Here is an 18,385-nt window from a genome sequence, read left to right on the forward strand (position 1 = left end):
GTTTATTTATTAAAAGTCAACGTTAACACCGAATGAAACCGTTTTTGGAGCAGGGAATCTACTTAAGTTAGAAGAATCACTAGCATCCGGATCAAATCCTCTCCATTTTGTCCATGTATAAAGGTTTTCACCTTGAACAAATAATTTCAAACCATTAATTCCTGTACCTTTCAATAATTTTTTATCAAAAGTATATCCAAAACTAATATTTCTTAAACGCAAGTAAGACGCATCACGTAACCACTGATCTGATAAATCACCACCTTGAGAATAGTTAACCGCATCTAAAGAAGGAATATTGGTATTGGTATTGGTAGGAGTCCAAGCGTTTAATATATCAACAGACATATTATTATCGGTCAAATAAGAAGGCTCATACAACCAGCTTAACGCGAAGTCATATCTCCATACATCTTTAACCCAGTTCCATTGAGCATCAAGGAAGAAACCTTTGTAATCCATATTGAAACCGAAACCTCCTTGATAAACAGGAACGAAGTTTTTACCTGACATTCTTCGGTCATTCAACGTTGGATTTTCAGTTAAGTTACCATTGATATCTAAGAACAACAATTCACCATTGGCTTGGTTAACACCCATGTAAGGAACATAGTAATATTCACTAATTAAACCACCATTGGTTTCAATAGTTAAATCGCCAATTTGTTCTTTAATATCTTTGTATTCATTTTTGTTGTAAGAAGCATTAGCAAAAACTTCCATTTTAAATGCAGTATTTTTTAACACTTTATAACGCAAAGATAATTCTAAACCTCTGTTGCTTAAGCTTCCATTATTACCTGCAATTGAATTACCCGCTCCTGGAGCAGCACTTAATGCTGAACTTAAATACAACTGGTTTGTTCTTCTGTCATACGCGTCAAATGAACCTGACAACGCATCTTTAAACAAAGCAAAGTCAACACCTACGTTAGTCATTTTTTGTTCTTCCCACTGTAATTCGTTATTACCGAATTGAGATAAACCATAACCTGCTGTATTACCATAACCTGTAGAAGTAGCAGCCAAGTCACGAACCAAGTTAGAAGCAGTATACAATGGATTTGATCCATAAGCAGCTGCTAATACGTTTTGATTACCTTGAACACCAATAGAAGCTCTTAATTTTAACATGCTGAAAACAGAGTTATCCATAAATTTCTCTTTATTGATGTTCCAACGTGCTCCTAAAGACCAGAAAGTACCCCAACGGTTATCATCGATGAAACGGTAACTTGCATCACGACGGATTACTGCGTCAACACCATATTTATCTGCATAATCATAAGTAGCATTAGCAAAGTAAGAGAACATACCCGCCATATTTTTAGCAGCTGAAGTTGTTGGACGTAATGGAGCAAAGTTTGCACCTACGTTGGTCCAACCTGTACCTGCACCAAATGCATAGTTCAATAAATCTAAACCATTTTGTTGTGAAGCTTCTACTTGACGGTAGGCTTTGATATATTCTGCATATAAACCCGCATCAACAGTATGTTTCCCAAACATTCGGTTATATTTCAAACTTGTAATTGAAGTATAGTTAAAGTCACGATCGTTGGTTCTTGATTCAAAACCACCGAATGGTAACGCTTGAGTTTCTCTAACCGCAATCGCTAAATACGACCATGGTGCACGAGCAAACATACGGTTGGAATACGTGTAATCCACACCTAATTTTGTATCTACAGTAAATGATTTACTTAGTTTGTAAGCTAAATTAATGTTACCTAATAATTTCAACTCTTTAAAACGGTTAGGTTGGTTACCAGCAAACAATAAATCTTGCAATACTAAAGTTGTGTTACCACCATCGAAGTCAGTACCAATCAAATCATACAATCCTTGTCCTGAACCAGGATAGAAGTTTGCTGAATAATAAGGAACACCAGTAATCCCTCCTAAAAGTGGGTTTTGAACTACGTTGTTATCAATACCTGAGTTAGTTTCTTGGTTCAACTGATTACGTTGTGAAAATGCTGCTGTAAAGTTAGAAGCATACGTAAACTTACCATTGTTACTTTTACCATTTAAGTTATTACGCATTGTAAAACGTTGGAAATCAGTATTGTTAACAATACCATCTTGATCCGTGTAACTAAAAGACGTAAATTGATTTAAATTCTCACCCCCTGAAGTTAATGAGATATTGTGGTTCATTGTAGTTGATTGTCTAAAGAACACGTCTAACCAATTTTGGTTTGGCGCACTTTGAATTTGAGCGTCTGTTAAAGGATCACCAAAATTCCAACCTAATTGTTGTGACAATAATGCATTCTGACCTGCACCAGCACTTACACCACGATCTCTTTGCAATCTTAATAATTGTTGAGAGTTCATCAAGTTGTACTTGTGATTTGGCAATTCAGAAACCCCATACGAACCTGAGTAGCTAACTTTCAAAGCAGAGTTAAATTTACCTCCTTTAGTTTTGATAACGATTACCCCATTCGCACCTCTGTTACCATACACCGATGTTGCAGCCGCATCTTTCAACACAGACATAGCTTCAATATCTTCTGGGTTGATGTTACGGAACACTACTGAGTTGGTAGGCACACCATCAATAACATACAAAGGCTCCGTAGAAGCGTTAACAGAACCAACACCACGTATTACAAGGTCAAATTTCGCAGAACCTGGCGAACCTGATGATGAAAATACGTTCAAACCTGCAGCATTACCAGCCAACGACTGTAATACGGTTACGTTTGGACGGTTTGCTAATGACTCGGATGTTACTGTTACAGTAGCAGCTGTCGATTTAGGTTTAGCAATTTTTCTGTCGTAACCTGCGATTACAACCTCACCTAAAACTGTAGCTTCTTCTGAAAGTACAACTTTGTACGTTGTAGCAGAAGTAACTTTTACTTCTTTGGTCTCATAACCCGAGAAGGATACCACCAAAACATCACCTTGTTTTGCTTTAGTAGTAAAGTTTCCATCCATGTCAGTTTGAATACCCGTTTTGGCACCTTTAATTTTTACATTGGCCATAGGCAATGTTGCCTTACCATCTGTAACAGTACCAGTAACAGTTTTCTCTTGTGCAAATGAAAACTGCAATGATAACGCCATAAAAAGCGTAAAAATCCATTTGAACTTAGATCTCATATTAAATTTATTTGAGTTAGTTATTCCGCAAACTTCTTAATTTTTTATTAAATAAACAAATAATACAATAGAATATTAGCATTTACAATTGTTAAAGTTCAATACTGAAATGATAACTTTGTGATTGCAACACAATTGAAGTCAAAAATCTTTTAATTTCGTTGCGTTTAAAAACTATTCTATCTTATCCTTAATATATGTTACAATTTAATTTCTCTAATCATCTTCATGAATGCGGAACGGATGAAGCTGGAAGAGGCTGTTTAGCCGGACCCGTAACGGCAGCAGCAGTAATTTTAAAGGATGGTTTTTTTATTGAAGCATTAAACGACTCTAAACAACTCTCTGAAAAAACGCGTTTTTCCATTCAACCACTCATTGAGTCCCAAGTACTTTCGTTGGCAGTAGTTCACCTCGAACCCAAAATAATTGACGAAATCAACATTTTGAATGCGTCTATAAAAGCCATGCAGGAATGCATTGTACAACTTCAACCTATACCCAATTTTATTATTGTTGATGGAAATCGGTTTCAACCCATTCAAAACATTCCCTATCAAACAATCGTCAAAGGTGATGCTAAATATATGAGCATTGCCGCTGCATCTGTATTGGCCAAAAACCACAGAGATTTATATATGGATCGAATCCATGAAGAATTCCCTATGTACAATTGGAAAAAAAACAAAGGCTACCCCACTGTAGAACACCGAGAAGCAATAAAAAAATATGGCATTAGTCCCTACCATCGCAAAAGTTTCCGATTACTTCCGGATCAACTGCGAATGGATTTTGAATTTTAATCATAAACTACTTCCGCCTCAAACAAAGCCGCAAAGTAGGCTACTATTTTTGACTGAACTTCAACTTCGTCGATCGCTCTACCTAATTCAACATGAAGCGAAGTCACACCTTTACCTCGAATTCCACAAGGAATTATATGGTCAAAATATCCCAAATCGGCATTCACATTAAATGCAAAACCATGCATGGTTACCCATCGACTAGCGCGAACTCCCATGGCGCAAATTTTTCGAGCAAATGGAGTTCCTACACCCAGCCAAACTCCCGTCTCTCCTCCACTCCGCTCACCTTTTAAACCGTAATCGGCCAACACCAAAATGATTGCTTCTTCCAACAAGCGAAGGTATTTATGAATGTCTGTAAAAAAATTTTCTAAATCCAATATAGGATAGCCTACAATTTGACCAGGACCATGATAGGTAATATCCCCACCTCTATTGATTTTGTAAAATGTCGCTCCTTTGGCTTCAAGTTGTTTTTCACTTAACAATAAATGAGACAAATCGCCACTCTTGCCTAATGTATAGACATGCGGATGGGTAACAAACAAAAAATAATTGGATGTTTCTTGCAAAGGCTGCGTTCGCTTGGATAGTTTTTCAGAAACAATTGCCGCAAATAACTTTTCTTGATAATCCCACGTTTGTTTGTAATCTTTTAAACCTAAATTCTGGAGTCTCACTTTTTTATTCATAGCAGCAGAAGCGTTCCTTTAAAATTATTAAACAAAGATACAAAACCACCAGCATAATCGCGCAATACACAACCAGGATTACACCTGCTAAATATTAAATCGAACAGTTGATTCTTTTTTTCAAAACGTTATCTTTGCAAATTAAAAATTCAATTATGCAACTTTCCGAACAAGAGCTTATTCGAAGAGACAAACTTAATCAACTGCGCGCGCTGGGCATTGACCCTTATCCTGCATCTCTTTTTCCAGTAGACCACACGTCAAAGCAAGTTAAAGAAGCGTTTGTAGAAGGTAAGAAGGTAGTTGTATCTGGACGTTTAATGAGTGTTCGCGATCAAGGAAAGGCTGCGTTTGCCGAATTACAAGATAGCGAAGGCCGTATCCAATTGTATTTTAATCGCGATGTTATTTGTCCAAATGATGACAAAACATTATATACTACTGTTTTTAGAAAATTAACCGACCTTGGTGATTTTATTGGAATTGTGGGCGAATTGTTTCTTACGAAAGTTGGCGAAAAATCGATACGAGTCGACCAGTTTACCTTATTAAGCAAAACATTACGACCGCTTCCAATGCCAAAAGTAGACGAAGAAGGCACTGTTTATGATAAATTCTCAGATCCCGAATTACGCTATCGTATGCGTTATGTCGATTTAGTGGTCAATCCGGAAGTGAAAGAAATATTTATCAAGCGCACCAAATTATTCAATGCGATGCGCTCCTATTTCAACCAAGCCGGTTATATGGAAGTAGAAACTCCGGTTCTTCAATCAATTCCAGGAGGAGCAGCCGCACGCCCCTTTATTACCCACCACAATTCATTAGACATTCCGTTATATATGCGTATTGCCAATGAGTTGTATTTAAAACGTCTTATTGTTGGTGGATTTGACGGCGTCTATGAATTCTCTAAAAACTTTCGTAATGAAGGTATGGATCGCACTCACAATCCTGAGTTTACAGCGATGGAAATTTATGTGGCCTACAAAGACTACCATTGGATGATGGAATTTACCGAAAACCTTCTGGAATATTGTGCACTACAAGTAAACGGAACTACACAAGCAACTTTTGGGACACACAATGTAGATTTCAAGGCGCCTTACGCACGCATCACAATGACCGATGCTATTAAAAAATTCACCGGTTATGATATCACCGGAAAATCAGAGAATGAATTGCGCGAAGCGGCTTTGGAAATGGGCATTGAAGTCAATCAAACAATGGGCAAAGGCAAATTAATTGATGAAATTTTTGGCGCAAAATGCGAAGGTAATTTTATTCAACCTACGTTCATTACCGATTACCCCAAAGAAATGTCGCCCCTTTGCAAATCGCACCGTGACAATCCCGAATTGACCGAACGTTTTGAATTAATGGTTTGTGGTAAAGAGATTGCCAATGCCTATTCTGAATTAAACGACCCAATCGATCAACGGGAACGCTTTGAAGCGCAATTAAAATTAGCCGAAAATGGTGATGACGAAGCCATGTTTATCGATCAAGACTTTATTCGTGCATTAGAGTACGGCATGCCTCCAACTTCGGGATTAGGAATTGGAATGGACCGCTTGATTATGTTTTTAACCAATAATGCATCGATCCAAGAAGTTTTATTTTTCCCACAAATGCGTCCGGAGAAAAAGCAAGTGGAATTGACCGAAGATGAAAAATTAATTCTCAATTTATTAAAAACTGAAGAGCATCAACTTCTATCGGTTTTGAAGGAAAAGACTGGATTAAGTGGCAAAAAATGGGATGCTGCGATGAAAGGACTCAGTAAAATCGGACTCCTAAAAGTGGTAGTAGATGGGGATTCAAAAACAGTACAACTAACCTAATTTCAAATTAAATTTTGTGTTTTTAGAGAAATAATCTTTATATTAGCACTCATTAAATAAAACCATTATGAAAAAAATAGCATACTTACTATTTGCTTTTATCGCTTTACAAACTGCTAACGCACAAAAAGCAGCAACAGCAAACGCAGCACCAAATCCAAAAGAAATGGCTGCTAAAGAATTTAATGAGCTCGACAAAGCTGTTCCTATGGATGATAATCTAAAATCAAGTTATGCAACTTTATTTATGATGCGCGCTCAAGAAATCGCTAGCACTACTGACGAAGCGAAGAAAAAAGAAATCTATGAAATGTATGGTCAGAAAATTTGGTGGGGCTTTACAGATGAACAACGCAACCTCCTCAAACAAAATAAAGAGCTGTACGCAAAAATAATGTTTTATAAAAAATAATTAAAAGAGGTCTCCGGCCTCTTTTTTTTATGATTTTACATCCCAAACTTATAACTTTCTTTCCACTACTTTAATATTGCTTTTATTTGTAATGGTTCAAGAATTATTTCAAATTTGAAATATAAATTTTTTAAGTATTTTTAAACCTGAAATCAATATTTTAGTCTTACACTAAATTTAAAACGTATGAAAAAATTACTTGTAATTGCATTAATGTTGACCTTTGCTGTATCTAATGCGCAAATTGCTCCCGCTACAACTCCAAAAAAAATAACTTTTGAAGAAAAAGTTGAGATTCTTTACAATCGACTTACACGTGGACTAACTTTGGAAGCCGATCAAATAGCCAAAATCAAACCCTTGATTGAAACGATTATCAAAACCCGTGAAGCTGCTGTTGAAGAATTAAAAAGTAAAAAAACATCTGGAACACCCCTAACTAAAGAGGAATTGGCTGCAAGACGAGCAAAAAGAGAAGCTGATGAAGCAGCCTTTAAAGCCGAAATGAAAAAAATATTAACCCCACAACAATATACGCAATTTGAACTCGGCCTTACGCGTAAACGAGCAAATGGAGATGCATTCCCAACCGAGAAGGAAGCAGAAAACAAACCCTAATTTAATTTTTTGGAAGTAACTTAAAAAAGTTTATCTTTGATTTATTATATAAAATCTTTTCCCATGAAAAAATATATTGCTGCTTTTGCCTTTTTTTTAACGGCTACAATTTCAATGAATGCTCAAAATCAAGAGGCAACCTATCAAACATTGGCTAAAAAGGACATGGCTGAACTTTCGCAAATCGTAAATTTGCAGGAAAGCCAAAAAGAAGATTTCTTTCGATTGTTTGAAATGAAACACGAAGTAACTTCCAATAAAAACATGTCTCAAGAACGCAAAACAGTAATGAGTCAGGTTATTGAAGCAAAAATAAGAGGAACATTGTCAGCCGAACAAATGGCAATCTTAGAATCAAAACCAGAGGTTTTAAACCGTTTAATTGGTAAAACGGAAACAAAATAAAGTGTATTATACTTAATGAAAAAGCTCCTGTTTAGGAGCTTTTTTTTTATATTTTAGGTACAACATTTGCAACTGCCTGGATTGTGTAATCCAAATCGTCGTAGGTCAAGGCATCGGTAATAAACCAGGTTTCATACGCAGAAGGGGCAATATAAATACCCTCTTGCAACATGCCGTGAAAAAAGCGTTTAAAACGTTCATTATCTCCTTTTTTAGCCGTTTCAAAATCAATGACTGGACTTTCATCAAAATGAACAGAAATCATTGAACCTAAACGATTAATCGTAAAGGGTAGCGAACTTTCAAGCAATACCTTTTGCATGCCTTCATGAAGATAAGCCGTTTTGGCATCGATTCGTGAAAACAATTCAGCATCCGAATGTATTTCAGACAACATTGCTAATCCAGCAGCCATCGCAAGCGGATTCCCACTTAACGTACCCGCCTGATACACTGGACCTACCGGAGCTAAGTAATTCATTATTTCATCCCGCGCTGCAAATGCCCCTACAGGTAAGCCACCCCCAATTACTTTTCCAAAACAAACGATATCGGCAACAATATTCATACGCTCTTGAACACCTCCTTTGGCTAAGCGAAATCCCGTCATCACTTCATCAAAAATCAGTAATGCGCCGTGTTGGGAACATAACGCGCGTAATCCTTCCAAAAAACCAGGTAAAGGAGGCACACAACCCATATTTCCTGCAACGGGTTCTATAATTATTGCCGCAATCGAATTTGGGTTTGCAGCAAAAAGTGACGCAACACTTTCTAAGTTATTATAATGGGCTAATAAGGTATCTTTTGCTGTACCTTGGGTAACTCCGGGACTGTTTGGTGTTCCAAATGTACTCGCGCCACTTCCCGCCTGAATTAAAAACGAATCGGAATGACCGTGGTAACAACCGGCAAATTTGATAATCTTATCGCGTTTGGTAAAACCTCTAGCCAATCGAATCGCACTCATACAGGCCTCAGTACCCGAGTTGACAAATCGAATTTTATCAATATTAGGCACCATAGAAAGGGCTAATGTTGCAATTTGCGTTTCCAACTCAGTAGGCATGCCAAAGGAAGTTCCCAGCGATGCTCTAGTTTTAATTGCCTGAATTACCGGCTCATGCGCATGCCCCAACAGCATTGGCCCCCAAGAATTAATATAATCGATAAACCGATTCCCATCTTCATCATACAAATACGCGCCTTTCGCACGGGAAACAAAAATAGGAGTACCTCCTACACCTTTAAAGGCTCTTACAGGGGAGTTAACCCCTCCTGGGATTACTTTTTCGGCGGCAGCAAAAAGCTGACTACTTCTTTGGTATAGCATTTTAATTTATAAATAAGGTTTGGCCTATTGAAATGGCCGTATCAATTAAATTATTTCTACGTTTTAAGTCGTCAACCGTAACTCCGTACTTTCGAGCAATGGAAAACAGCGTATCTCCTTTTTCAACCACATGCAAATTTCCATTGCTTTTAGAAGCCGAACTAGATGTGGAATTAACCGCTAACGCTTCTTTATATGGATTAATTTGCGGTATTGGTTTACCCAAAACTTCTGCATCATAGCGGTACAATTGGTACTTTTCAATAAGCGTAATTAGCTTTGTGGAATAGGCCGGATCGGTAGCATAACCCGCCGCTTTCAAGCCTTGAGACCATCCTATATAATCGTCTAATTCCAATTTAAACAGCGAAGCATATCGTTCACGTGTCACTAAAAACAAGGAGTGATCTTTAAACGATTCATGAGGATGAGGGTATTTTCTAAAACATTCGCCAACGGCATCATCGTCATAACTCACGGAAGGTCCAGTCCATTCTTTATGGCACTTTATACCAAAATGATTGTTCGCTTGCACACTCAATGGACCCGTACCGGCACCCGACTCTAATATTCCTTGCCCTAAGGTAATGCTCGCAGGAACCCCATGTTCTTTCATATCATTTTTAGCAATCTCTTTGTAGGTGTCAATATAAGCTAAGACCATTGCAGTTGTAACTTTAACTGCTGTTGTTGCTTCTAACACTTCAGTATTTTGATTAGAAGCAGGCAAATTGTCGGAATTGTCTTTTGGCTTTGAATTCGTATTGGGGGTTACTTTACCAACACCTGTAGGTTTTGGAGTTGTTGTCGTAGTGGCCTTTTTTGTTTTTCTTGGATCAACTTTGGGCGTATAGGAAACCGTTTGAGTAGTTCGAACTACAGGGCGTGACGAACCACACCCTACTGCAAAAATAAGAATCATGAGTACCGTTAAATTCCTAAACATAGCCATCGATTAAAGTTTGATTTTTTTGAGACAAATAGGTGTTCATTGCTAAAATTCCTTGCAAACCACCGGTGTGAATAAAAAGCACTTTTGAACCTTTGGGGAAATAATTCTGAGTGATTTTTTCATCAATTGCAAACATTGCTTTTCCCGTATAAACCGGATCTAAAGGAACTTGATATTTCTGATAAAATGTATTCATAAACGCAATTAAAGCGGTAGTTATTTTACCGTAGCCTCCAAATTCATATCCATTTAGCAATTCCCAATTTGAATTGACTGCAAATTTACGAATATCTTCGGTTAAAAAATCGCCTTTGATAACGGGAACTCCTAATATTTTTGGACGCCTCAGTCGGGCATTGCTTAACCCAGCTAAGGTTCCACCTGTACCCACCGCACAAACCACATAATCATAGCACTCATCTTTATCCGAAAGGATTTCACTACAACCTTTAACGGCTAGTGCACTCGTTCCACCCTCAGGCACAATTGCCACCTCGGGAAAACGCTGACGCCAATAATTAAAGTCATTTTTCAAATTTCGGTAATCGGTACGCGAAACAAATTCAAAATGCATACCAAAATCATGCGCGCGTTGAAGCGTTGGACCCCATTTGGACCTATCGATTAATTCGTCACCACGAATTACACCAATAGCACGTAATTGGTTTTGGTTAGCGGCATAGGCAGCGGCCAAAATATGATTTGAGTGTGCCCCACCAAAAGTAAGCATACTTGAACGCTTATCAAGAATAATTTGTGCAAGAGTATACTTTAGCTTTCGGTATTTATTACCCGAAATTACCGGATGTAATAAATCTTCCCTTCGGACAAAAAGCTGAACGCCATTAATTACATCAAGGAGTTGGGTTATTGCTTCCATTAACATCAAAAGGAACTAATCTCCTTTATAATTTAGCGATTTGATTTAATGATAATTTTCTTACTAAGCGAATAACCTTCTTTTGTTCGAATACGAACAATGTAAATTCCTTCTGCTAGTCCAATGGTTGAATATTCATAAATTGGATTATTACCACAATTCTTTTTGGTAAAAATGGTTTTTCCTAAGCTATCATATAATCCAACTTCTGACAATTCCATTTGAGAAGGATTTTGTAACGTCAACATTTGATTGGCATTGTTTTGATAAAGTTCAAATTTTTGCGAATCAATAACCGTATCGGATAAAGCTTGATCGGTAAACGTGATTTGAAATCGATTATTAACTGTTCCAACAGGAAGCGTTAGGGTAAAAGGTGCATTTTTAATATCGTGGTAAAGACCTAACGCACTATCATAAAGATATATAGATTCTGCCAAATCAAAATGCGACACATCATTAACCAACAAAGTAAATGTTGTAGCTATAGTTGTTTTAAAACCAATATTTATTCGTTTATTGATATCAAAACTTGTCGTTGCATGCACAAAAGGTTCATCTTCAATTACAAGATACATATCGGCAGGTAAATTGGCATTGGCATCGGGTGATTTAGAATCGGCACGATCAATACCATCAACCGCTGAGGATAAAAAACATAGGGCCACTTGACGCACCGCATTTCCACCTAACGAAGCATTTACCGTAAAATGGGGCGCAGGATTCATTGGAATTTGGGTATAATCAATCCCTGCAACATTGGGAATATCCCAAAAATTTGAAGCTCCAACCGTAGTTGACGTATTTGAAATTCGCTCAAATTGAGAAAAGTTTGCAACTCCTTCTTTAACAAATACGCGGTGAGCGTTTTTAATTTGAACCGAACCATTAGTCACACCACGCACCATAAAACCCTGACCAACGGGCGAAAATCTGCGTTGGTATACTGTGTTGGGCGAACTATATACCGTACCTTGATTACCACTCAAATCATACGAATAAAATGTAGCGGGTGTATATACACTTGTTAAACCGTTATACACGCCATACCCCCCTCTGTAATCAACAATATTATGAGAAGTCACTGTTTTATCATGTTCCCAAAACAATGCCGTTCCATCAACAGCCGTATTGGAAGGATCGTTTAAAAATAAATTTAAATCGATGGCAGAAGGATACGGATTTCCTGTAAGTGTAGAAGCACCATTTCCAACATTTACGGTAATTGACCCATCATTGGGTTTTCCCCTAAAATCATAACGCTGATTATTTCCTGGATTATTGACAACTGATTCGCCTGGATTGGTACTGTCGGTCCCCGACACCCCTTTCATCGTAAAACCTTGACCGGCACTAATCGAGGTTGTTCCACCCGATTGAACCCATTGGGAATAATTCGTTGACGATAAAAAACGCCAAATCCAATACGTTGCAATTGTTAATGAACCCGGACCAGAAAATCCATTATAACTCGAAAGCGTTAACGTTGCTGGCACACTCGAAGTCGAAGTTAAGGGCACATTCAACATGGTTGCACCAAAATTTTCATTACCAGGAGTTGTCGATGCATTTCCCACCGGTGAACACCAATAATTGTAGGCATACATAGTAGATGTCCCTTCTTGGAAAACAGATAATTTACCTACTCCTTTATTCGAAGAAAGGCCTGACGTTGCTTGAAGAAACTGACCACCATTGCGCAAATACAAATTACTGGCTGCTCCATTTAATTCTAAATTACCTCTAGAAAATAAAAGAGCTCCTTTGTTGAACACAAAACTTGAATTACCCACATACAGCTGGGCTACTAATGGTGAAAACCATAAGCCAAAACAAGTAATTATGAATATTATTTTTTTCACGGTGAAGCGAATAGGTTTGTAAAAGTAACCATTTTTTAAAAAACTATTTCATTAAAATTTTATTAAAAAAATAGAAAAAACGGGGATGAAAACATCACTGTTTTACGATAAAAACTTCCCAATTAAATCGACCGATCTATATGAATTGAACGCTTGTTAAAAAAAACTTCTTTTTAACAATTAATCCCAGTATGTAAAGGAATTGTAAAAAAGTGAACTTGGTCTGAAAAATTGGTTGATAATCGACTTTATTACGAAGACCTTGTTAAGTTTTATAATCTTTGTGTACCCAAATTTACTAACTAAGTACATATTTATGAAGAAAATTTACAGCCTATTCGGATTACTATTACTTCTTTTAACCAATCAATCGATTAAAGCGCAAGGTAATAATTGTGCTGCAGCAATACCAATAACAATTAATGGAACTTGTTTAAGTGGCTCTGTTGCCAACACTACTGATGACGCTCCTTTAGTCGGAACTTGCAGCGGTGGATTGACATTTAGAAGAGACCGTTGGTACACTTTCACTATTAGTGGTGGTCCTACATCGGTAACCATAGTAGGAAACGCATCGAATCAAAACTTACTTTTACAACTTATTGGTTCTACGGGATCGTGCACTGGGCTTACAACAATATCTTGTGCTAACGCAACAACTACAGCCAATTCTGCACAAACGGAAACCATCACAACAGCTCCTCTTGCTAATGGTATTTATTATGTTAAAGTCGTAAATGTTGGAAACAACAATAATATGAATTTAACATCCTTATGTATTAGTACTCCTCCAGCAAATAGCACCTGTGCAACTGCTACTTCATTGAGTTGTAGCACTACCAATCTAGCAGGAACCACTGTTGGAACTAGTAGTACGATCAATCACAACACAGGTTGTTCATTAAGCAATAACGGCGTATGGTATACATTTGTTGGCGACGGAGAAACTACAACCATTTCTTCAACTGCTGCTGCTGGTTTTGATCATGAAATGGCAATTGCAAGAGGTTCTTGTGGGTCTTTAACTAATATTTCGTGTCAAGACATAGGCTTAGGAGGTGGAACAGAAACTTATACTTTTCTAACGACTAGTGGAGTTAATTATTTTGTTTATATTTCCTTTTATGGCACAGGAACGACTACGGGCAACTTTACAATTAGCCGAAGCTGTACCTTTCCTTGTTCTCCAGGAACGGGTAGTGGTACTACTTCAACCGCTTGCCCAAGTAATGTTGCGGGAGGTTTAGGCTTAAGTGGTGTTGACCCCAATCCATATAATAATTGTACTGGGTCTAACTGTACGACTTTAGAAGCAACCTATAGCAATTTAGGAAACACTTCTACTTATACTGTTCAATCCATACCCTATGCACCACCTTATCAATTTGGCTGCTTAGCAAATGCTATAAGTGTTTCCGTGGATGATGTTTGGTCTGATTTAATTACACTTCCCTTTAATTTTTGTTTTTACGGCAATACTTATAATCAATTCGTTGTAGGATCTAACGGTGTGGTATCGTTCAACACCACCGACAACACTCCAGGAGGAATGAACAACTGGCTTATTAATAACAACTTACCAAATACAGCGCTTACCCTAAATTCTATTTTTGGCGCTTACCACGATATTGACCCTAGCGAAAGTGGTGAAGTGGGTTGGGAATTAGTTACCATGCCATCGGGCTGTCGAGCAATGGTTATTGGTTGGAGTCAAGTTCCAATGTATTCTTTATCGTGTAGTTCGATGCAATATACCGGGATGATGGTTTTATATGAAAATACCAACATTATTGATGTATTCATAAAAGACAAACCCGTTTGTGCTTCATGGAATGACGGAAACGCAATTGTTGGGGTACAAAACAACACCGGTACTCAAGCCGTTGTTGCTCCTGGTCGCAACGGACTTGATCCCAACTGGACAGCTACCAACGAAGCTTGGCGCTTTATGCCTGCCGGAACTTCTATTTCTACTATAACTTGGTATGAAGGTGCAGGCACGAGTGGACCGGTAGTTGGTACAACTCCAACCATTAGTGTTTGTCCTACTGCTACTACTACCTATACCGCTAGAGTGCGTTACACGTTTTGTAATGGAGCTATTGTTGATTTAATTGACGACGCGACGGTAACTATTGATGGTCAAAAAACGTGGAATGGATCAGTAGATACCGATTGGAACAAACCTAATAACTGGACACCTAGTAGTTCAATACCCGATAACGATGATTGTGTAGTGATTCCAACCACACCGAATAATCCCATAATTTCTGGATCTAATTATCAGGCTTATGCAGGTAACGTAATTGTTCGAAATGGAGCATCACTTACCGTAACATCCAACAACACGATAACGGTAACCGATAAAGTGACTGTGAATGCAACAGGCACTTTTAATTTGCAAAACAACTCAAGTTTAGTTCAAATTAACAATGTAGCCAATTCAGGAAACATCAACTATACGCGAAATGCATCTATTCGTAGACAAGATTATGTGTATTGGTCGTCTCCCGTTGCAGGATTCAACACTAGTAACATCGGGGCGCCAACGACCTCTGGACTAATTTGGCGATGGAACCCAACCATTGCAAACACCAATGGGGGTCAAGGAAACTGGGAATTGGCGGCCGGAAACACGATGACCAATGGCCGAGGCTATATTGTACGTGGCCCTGATTCTTTCAGCAATACCGTTGCTTCAACTTTAGTAAACACATTCACAGGCGTTCCTAATAATGGTCCAATCACCGCTTCGATTTCAAGAGGCTCAGATACCAATACGGCTTACCATGTAGGCTTGAATGGAACCGAAATCAACAACTATAGTGACAATTGGAACTTAATAGGAAACCCCTACCCTTCAGCAATTCGCGCGAGTCAGTTTTTGTTCAATAACCAAACAAAAATTATGGGTAATATCAAAATTTGGACCCACGGCACTCTACCAGCACAAATTGCAAGTCCGTTTTACAATAGTTACCTCTACAATTACTCACCTGGTGATTACTTAACTTATAATTTTACAGGTACAAGTTGTTGTCCCGCCGCAGGCTCTGATTATTTTATTGGCGCTGGACAAGGATTCTTTGTTCAAATGATTGATGGACCCGCTGCAACTGACAATGTTACATTCAACAATGGATTACGAAGCAACACGTATACCAACAGTACTTTTTACAGAACTGCCGATAACATAATTGACTCTCCTGTTAATACAAATATTGAGCGTCATCGTTTCTGGCTAGACATTGTAAATAGCAATTTAGTTTCTGAACGTTCACTTATTGGTTATGTTGAAGGTGCCTCGAACGGTGTAGATAATTTTTACGACAGTAACACATTGATTAGTGGAGCAATGAATATTTTTTCGCTAATCGGAAGCAACAAATTTCAAATACAAGGACGTAAGTTGCCTTTCAATTCAATGGATGAAGTACCGGTTGGATTTACAACACCCGCGAATGGATTTTATTCGATTGCATTAGCAGCCGTTGATGGATTGTTCCAAACACAAAATATTTATATTCGTGACAAAGACCTTAATATTATCCACAACTTAAAAAATGGTCCTTACCGTTTTTACAGCACAAATGGAACACGATTAAATCGATTTATTATTATCTATAACTATAATTTACGTCAAGACGAATCAGCTTCAACTAATGAGGTTGCAGTAATTAGTACCGATACTATTTCCGTACAATCCACGATGATTCCGATTGCTTCGGTAACCGTTTTTGATATGATTGGTCGGGTAATTGGCAATTATGAAGGAAACAATGAATATTCGTTAACCCTTGAAAATTTGCCAAAAAACAATACCCCTTTAATTATTCAGACAAAATTGAGTAATGGAGACTATTCATCAGAAAAGATTATTTTCTAAACAAAAATAAAACCTTACAAAAAAAGACCTTCACTGTAGCTAGCGAAGGTCTTTTTTTATTGATATATATTTCCCTATAAATAAGGTATCATAAACTCAAATCCACCCTTGATACAGCAAACCATCAATAATTAGTATTCACAATCCAACAGGCGTTAAATATTTGGAAACGTTGACATTCATTGTCTCAAAGTTGTTAATTTTGTACCTATGAATGATCAACAAAACCCAAACACACTTAAAGAAGGTGAAGATTATTATTTAAGTCCAGAAGGTTTTCGTGTTTTTACCGAACTTTATCACTTAAAACGTGGCTATTGTTGCAAATCTGGATGCCGTCACTGCCCCTATGGTTTTGATAAAACTACAGGAGACATTCGAATCAACAAACAATCTAACAATTCAAGAAAATAATTATTAATGACCTTTCACGATCAAATACTCGAGGGAATTCCTGAGGTTCTTCCACAATTCAAACCCTATGAACCGGAAATAAACCACGCACCAAAACGAAAAGAAATTCTTACAGCGGAAGAAAAAAAGCTGGCATTAAAGAATGCCTTACGCTATTTCAAGTCGGAACAACATGCCGAACTCATCCCTGAGTTTAAACACGAACTCGACACTTACGGCCGTATTTACATGTACCGCCTACGTCCCGACTACCGTATGTATTCGCGACCTATTTCAACATATCCTGGTAAAAGCGATCAAGCTAAAGCCATTATGCTTATGATTCAAAACAATTTGGATTATGCCGTTGCGCAACATCCGCATGAATTGATTACGTATGGAGGAAATGGGGGTGTATTTCAAAATTGGGCGCAATACCGCTTAACTATGAAGTACTTGGCCGAAATGACCGACGAGCAAACATTGGTTATGTATTCTGGACATCCTATGGGATTATTTCCCTCCCACAAAGAGGCTCCTCGCGTTGTAGTTACAAACGGCATGATGATTCCCAACTATTCCAAACCGGATGATTGGGAAAAATTCAACGCATTAGGAGTAACCCAATACGGACAAATGACCGCAGGAAGTTATATGTATATTGGCCCACAAGGCATCGTTCATGGCACAACAATTACCGTTTTGAATGGTTTTAGAAAAATAAAGAAAACCCCAAGTGGCAACTTATTTGTAACTTCTGGATTAGGGGGCATGAGTGGTGCACAACCCAAAGCGGGTACCATTGCAGGATGTATTACGGTATGCGCTGAAGTAAATCCTAAAATCACTCGTATTCGACACGAACAAGGGTGGATTCATGAAATTATTGAAAACATTAATGATCTCGTCACCCGCGTGCGCAAAGCCCAAGAAACGAAAGAAGTCGTATCCATCGCTTACCTTGGAAATATTGTCGACGTTTGGGAACGCTTTGACCAAGAAAATATCCACATTGATTTGGGTTCAGATCAAACTTCACTCCACAACCCATGGGCTGGCGGTTATTATCCGATGGGTTATAGCTTTGAAGAATCCAATAATTTAATGGCACAACAACCCGAGAAATTTCGGGAAGAAGTCCAAAAAACCTTACGCCGTCATGCCGCAGCGATCAACAAGCATACTGCA

The 18,385-nt window shown here is 38.0% G+C and carries 13 protein-coding genes and 1 pseudogene; 8 read left to right on the top strand and 6 right to left on the bottom strand.

The genetic code is table 11. From position 1 onward, the window contains the following. Positions 1 to 9: 9 nt before the first annotated feature. Positions 10 to 3,114 (bottom strand): SusC/RagA family TonB-linked outer membrane protein, encoded by a 3,105-nt coding sequence (locus Q0039_RS07160; RefSeq protein WP_297511145.1) that lies wholly within the window; start codon positions 3,112 to 3,114, stop codon positions 10 to 12. A gap of 197 nt (positions 3,115 to 3,311) precedes the next feature. Here Q0039_RS07160 and Q0039_RS07165 point away from each other — a divergent pair, with 197 nt between their 5' ends. Further along, the gene (locus tag Q0039_RS07165) at positions 3,312 to 3,917 is read left to right on the top strand and encodes a ribonuclease HII (RefSeq protein ID WP_297511147.1); all 606 of its coding nucleotides are present in this window, start codon (positions 3,312 to 3,314) and stop codon (positions 3,915 to 3,917) included. Here the strand turns inward: Q0039_RS07165 and lipB are convergent. Further along, positions 3,914 to 4,612, bottom strand: coding sequence for a lipoyl(octanoyl) transferase LipB (lipB, locus tag Q0039_RS07170; protein ID WP_297511149.1), 699 nt, complete (start codon positions 4,610 to 4,612; stop codon positions 3,914 to 3,916). The genes Q0039_RS07165 and lipB overlap by 4 nt on opposite strands. A 155-nt stretch (positions 4,613 to 4,767) precedes the next feature. Between lipB and lysS the strand changes: the two genes are divergently transcribed. From lysS to Q0039_RS07190, 4 genes are all read left to right on the top strand, one after another. Continuing rightward, positions 4,768 to 6,456: a lysine--tRNA ligase gene (lysS, locus tag Q0039_RS07175; RefSeq protein ID WP_297511151.1), complete on the top strand. Its 1,689-nt coding sequence runs from the start codon at positions 4,768 to 4,770 to the stop codon at positions 6,454 to 6,456. 67 nt (positions 6,457 to 6,523) lie between these two features. After that, entirely contained in the window at positions 6,524 to 6,868 is a 345-nt protein-coding gene (locus tag Q0039_RS07180) for a hypothetical protein (RefSeq protein ID WP_297511152.1), read from the top strand. 186 nt (positions 6,869 to 7,054) lie between these two features. Continuing rightward, entirely contained in the window at positions 7,055 to 7,486 is a 432-nt protein-coding gene (locus Q0039_RS07185; protein ID WP_297511154.1) for a hypothetical protein, read from the top strand. A 63-nt stretch (positions 7,487 to 7,549) separates the two neighbouring features. Further along, a complete protein-coding gene (locus tag Q0039_RS07190; protein ID WP_297511156.1) occupies positions 7,550 to 7,891 on the top strand; it encodes a hypothetical protein in 342 nt (113 codons plus the stop codon). A gap of 46 nt (positions 7,892 to 7,937) precedes the next feature. On the opposite strand, the gene hemL is transcribed toward Q0039_RS07190, so the two are convergent. The 4 genes from hemL to Q0039_RS07210 are packed head-to-tail and all read right to left on the bottom strand — an operon-like array spanning position 7,938 to position 12,918. Beyond that, positions 7,938 to 9,224 (bottom strand): glutamate-1-semialdehyde 2,1-aminomutase, encoded by a 1,287-nt coding sequence (hemL, locus tag Q0039_RS07195; RefSeq protein ID WP_297511158.1) that lies wholly within the window; start codon positions 9,222 to 9,224, stop codon positions 7,938 to 7,940. A 1-nt stretch (position 9,225) separates the two neighbouring features. Next, positions 9,226 to 10,176: a glucosaminidase domain-containing protein gene (locus Q0039_RS07200; RefSeq protein ID WP_366520892.1), complete on the bottom strand. Its 951-nt coding sequence runs from the start codon at positions 10,174 to 10,176 to the stop codon at positions 9,226 to 9,228. Then, on the bottom strand, positions 10,163 to 11,056 hold the full coding sequence (locus Q0039_RS07205; RefSeq protein ID WP_297511160.1) for a pyridoxal-phosphate dependent enzyme: 894 nt from the start codon (positions 11,054 to 11,056) through the stop codon (positions 10,163 to 10,165). The genes Q0039_RS07200 and Q0039_RS07205 overlap by 14 nt, the downstream gene beginning before the upstream one ends. A 32-nt stretch (positions 11,057 to 11,088) precedes the next feature. Beyond that, positions 11,089 to 12,918, bottom strand: a complete 1,830-nt coding sequence (locus tag Q0039_RS07210) for a T9SS type A sorting domain-containing protein (RefSeq protein WP_297511162.1) — start codon at positions 12,916 to 12,918, stop codon at positions 11,089 to 11,091. A 316-nt stretch (positions 12,919 to 13,234) separates the two neighbouring features. Between Q0039_RS07210 and Q0039_RS07215 the strand changes: the two genes are divergently transcribed. From Q0039_RS07215 to Q0039_RS07225, 3 genes and pseudogenes are all read left to right on the top strand, one after another. Beyond that, the gene (locus Q0039_RS07215) at positions 13,235 to 16,804 is read left to right on the top strand and encodes a hypothetical protein (protein WP_297511164.1); all 3,570 of its coding nucleotides are present in this window, start codon (positions 13,235 to 13,237) and stop codon (positions 16,802 to 16,804) included. 210 nt (positions 16,805 to 17,014) lie between these two features. Then, a complete protein-coding gene (locus tag Q0039_RS07220) occupies positions 17,015 to 17,218 on the top strand; it encodes a DUF5522 domain-containing protein (protein ID WP_297511166.1) in 204 nt (67 codons plus the stop codon). Between the two features lie 6 nt (positions 17,219 to 17,224). Further along, a pseudogene (locus Q0039_RS07225) lies at positions 17,225 to 18,385 on the top strand (urocanate hydratase); the annotation flags it as partial.

Source organism: Flavobacterium sp. (genome assembly GCF_027484945.1).
Lineage (GTDB): Bacteria > Bacteroidota > Bacteroidia > Flavobacteriales > Flavobacteriaceae > Flavobacterium.

Excerpts from the sequence above, each read along its gene's own strand:
- Q0039_RS07160 (WP_297511145.1), bottom strand. The coding sequence starts at position 3,114 with ATGAGATCTAAGTTCAAATGGATTTTTACGCTTTTTATGGCGTTATCA.
- Q0039_RS07165 (WP_297511147.1), top strand. The coding sequence starts at position 3,312 with ATGTTACAATTTAATTTCTCTAATCATCTTCATGAATGCGGAACGGAT.
- lipB (WP_297511149.1), bottom strand. The coding sequence starts at position 4,612 with ATGAATAAAAAAGTGAGACTCCAGAATTTAGGTTTAAAAGATTACAAA.
- lysS (WP_297511151.1), top strand. The coding sequence starts at position 4,768 with ATGCAACTTTCCGAACAAGAGCTTATTCGAAGAGACAAACTTAATCAA.
- Q0039_RS07180 (WP_297511152.1), top strand. The coding sequence starts at position 6,524 with ATGAAAAAAATAGCATACTTACTATTTGCTTTTATCGCTTTACAAACT.
- Q0039_RS07185 (WP_297511154.1), top strand. The coding sequence starts at position 7,055 with ATGAAAAAATTACTTGTAATTGCATTAATGTTGACCTTTGCTGTATCT.
- Q0039_RS07190 (WP_297511156.1), top strand. The coding sequence starts at position 7,550 with ATGAAAAAATATATTGCTGCTTTTGCCTTTTTTTTAACGGCTACAATT.
- hemL (WP_297511158.1), bottom strand. The coding sequence starts at position 9,224 with ATGCTATACCAAAGAAGTAGTCAGCTTTTTGCTGCCGCCGAAAAAGTA.
- Q0039_RS07200 (WP_366520892.1), bottom strand. The coding sequence starts at position 10,176 with ATGGCTATGTTTAGGAATTTAACGGTACTCATGATTCTTATTTTTGCA.
- Q0039_RS07205 (WP_297511160.1), bottom strand. The coding sequence starts at position 11,056 with ATGGAAGCAATAACCCAACTCCTTGATGTAATTAATGGCGTTCAGCTT.
- Q0039_RS07215 (WP_297511164.1), top strand. The coding sequence starts at position 13,235 with ATGAAGAAAATTTACAGCCTATTCGGATTACTATTACTTCTTTTAACC.
- Q0039_RS07220 (WP_297511166.1), top strand. The coding sequence starts at position 17,015 with ATGAATGATCAACAAAACCCAAACACACTTAAAGAAGGTGAAGATTAT.